Origin of the sequence: Curtobacterium sp. B18 (genome assembly GCF_000333375.1) — a bacterium.
GTDB lineage: Bacteria > Actinomycetota > Actinomycetes > Actinomycetales > Microbacteriaceae > Curtobacterium.
Genome location: NZ_BACZ01000367.1, coordinates 1 through 2,395, shown reverse-complemented (window position 1 = coordinate 2,395; position 2,395 = coordinate 1). Strand labels below are relative to the sequence as shown.

Sequence of the window (2,395 nt, the reverse complement as noted above, 5' to 3'; positions counted from 1 at the left end):
AGCGCAGCGGGTCGACCCGCTTGGCGGCCGACGTGGTGCCCTTGTCGCTCATCTTCTCGCGGCCGATGCGCAGCACCTGCACCATCTTCTCGCCGTCCATGTCGTAGCTCATGGTGGCGTGGTGCAGCAGCGACCCGGTGCCGAGCCGCTTCTGCGCGGCCCCACCGATCTTGCCCTTGGTCGACGAGATGTCGTTGAGCGGCTGGTAGTACGCCTCGATGCCGAGGGACTTCAGCGCCTCGATCACCCACTCGTCGAGGTACGCGTAGGAGTCGGCGAAGGTCATGCCCTGCACGAGGTCGGTCGGCACGTACAGCGAGTACGAGATGATCGCGCCGGCGTCCATGAACATCGCGCCACCGCCGGAGATCCGACGGACGACCTCGACGCCGTACTTCGCCGCGCCCTCGGGGTCGACCTCGTTCTTCAGGGACTGGAACGACCCGATGACGACCGCCGGCTGGTCCCACTCCCAGATGCGCAGGGTGGGTCCGCGGCGACCTGCCCCGACCTCTTCCGTGAGCACCTGGTCGAGCGCGAGGTGCTCGTTCGGGCTGATCGGTCCCTCGTGGATGATCTCCCAGTCGTACTCGCGCCAGGTCGACGCACGCGAGAGGGCTCGGCGGACCGCGACCCCGACGGACTCGGGGGTGAAGCCGAGCAGGACGGCGTCCTCCGGCAGGGCGGACCGCACGGCGGCGGCGATGCCCGCGGCGTCGGTCGTGGCCGGCAGGCCGTCCACGGCGGCGTCGATGAGCGGCAGCGCGTCGTCCGGTTCGAGGAAGAAGTCCCCGGCGAGCCGGAACTGGTCGATCACCCCGTCGACGACCTCGAGGTCGACGACGACCAGCTTCCCGCCTGGGACCTTGTACTCACCGTGCACACGACGAGCCTACGCCGCGTCGGACGGGAGGCGCGNGACGGCGCCGACCCGCGCCTCCCGTCCGACAGCCGGAACCGTCTCAGGCCGTGCGCGCGACCGCCCGGTCCAGCCACCTGACCAGGTCCGCGACGACCTCGTCGCGGTTCGTCTCGTTGTAGACCTCGTGGCGGGCCCCCTCGTACACCCGCACGGTGACGTCGGAGAGTCCGCCGCGACGCCGGTAGGCGTCGGCCAGCCGCTCGACCGAGCGTGGTCCGCCGAGGGAGTCCTCGGAGCCGACCTGCAACAGCATCGGCAGGTCGTGCGGGATCCCCCGACGCGGGACCCCGAGGAGCCGCAGGGCGTCGCGGATCCCGAAGAGCCCGATGACGTCCGCCTCGACCGCGAGCGGGTCGGCCGCGACGGCCTCGATGACGGACCGGTCGCGTGTCAACCACTCGAACTTCGTCGGGCCGGAACCCGCGTGCCGGGCGTTCAGGTCACCGCTGTTCATCCACCCCGGCAGCCGGTACGCGCTCGCGGACAGGACGACCCCGTCGTACGACCCCGACGAGGTGTTCACGATCCGCTGGGCCATGAGCGAGCCCCACGAGTGTCCGAGCAGTACGAGCGGGACGCCGGGGGTGTCCTCGCGCGCGACGGCGCTCATCTGCTCGACGGCCGCGATCGCCGCACGGAGTCCACCGGGGCCGAGTCGTCCGAGCTTCGCGTGGTCGCCGTCCCACTGCGCCAGCCCGGTGCGACCGTGCCCACGGTGGTCGTTCGCGTGCACGGTCCAGCCGGCGCGGACGAGGTCCTGCGCGAGCGGCTCGTAGCGGAGCCCGTGCTCACCGACGCCGTGGGCGATCTGCACGATCCCCTTCGGTCGCGCCGCACGCCAGGTCGAGTAGACGATCTCGACGCCGTGCGCGTCGGTGAACGAGGCGTCGCCTCGGGCTGCAGAGAACGTGGGCACACCCGCATCCTCGCAGACGGGCGCGCCCGCGCGCTGTTCACCCGGCGTTCACGCAGTGGGCTCGGAGCGGGCCTACCGTCTCGCGCATGGACGTCCTCGTCACCGTCGTGCTGGTGATCGTGGTGGCCCTCGTGTTCGACTTCACGAACGGCTTCCACGACACCGCGAACGCCATGGCCACCTCGGTCGCCACCGGAGCACTGAAGCCCCGGACCGCCGTGCTCATCTCCGCCGTCCTCAACGTGGTCGGCGCGTTCCTGTCCACCGAGGTCGCGAAGACCGTCTCGCAGGGCATCATCCGCGAGGGGCAGGACGGCATCCACATCTCGCCGACGATGATCTTCGCGGGACTCGTCGGCGCCGTGCTGTGGAACCTCGCCACCTGGTACTTCGGGCTGCCGTCGTCCTCGACGCACGCGCTCTTCGGCGGGCTCATCGGCGCGTCGATCATCGGCGCGGGCCTGAACTCGGTCGACTGGGCGACGGTCGTCTCGAAGGTCGTCCTGCCGGCCCTGCTCTCCCCCGTCATCGCGGGCGTCATCGCCCTCGTCGCGACG

General features: G+C 70.9%; 3 protein-coding genes. 1 reads left to right on the top strand and 2 read right to left on the bottom strand.

Annotated elements, in window-relative coordinates:
• Positions 1–883 (bottom strand): lipoate--protein ligase family protein (locus I5E_RS09935; protein ID WP_022906842.1); only part of this gene is annotated, 883 nt, incomplete at its 3' end.
• A gap of 79 nt (positions 884–962) precedes the next feature.
• On the bottom strand, positions 963–1,838 hold the full coding sequence (locus I5E_RS09930) for an alpha/beta hydrolase (RefSeq protein WP_022906841.1): 876 nt from the start codon (positions 1,836–1,838) through the stop codon (positions 963–965).
• Between the two features lie 86 nt (positions 1,839–1,924).
• Here I5E_RS09930 and I5E_RS09925 point away from each other — a divergent pair.
• On the top strand, positions 1,925–2,395 hold a 471-nt coding region (locus I5E_RS09925), incomplete at its 3' end, for an inorganic phosphate transporter (RefSeq protein ID WP_022906840.1).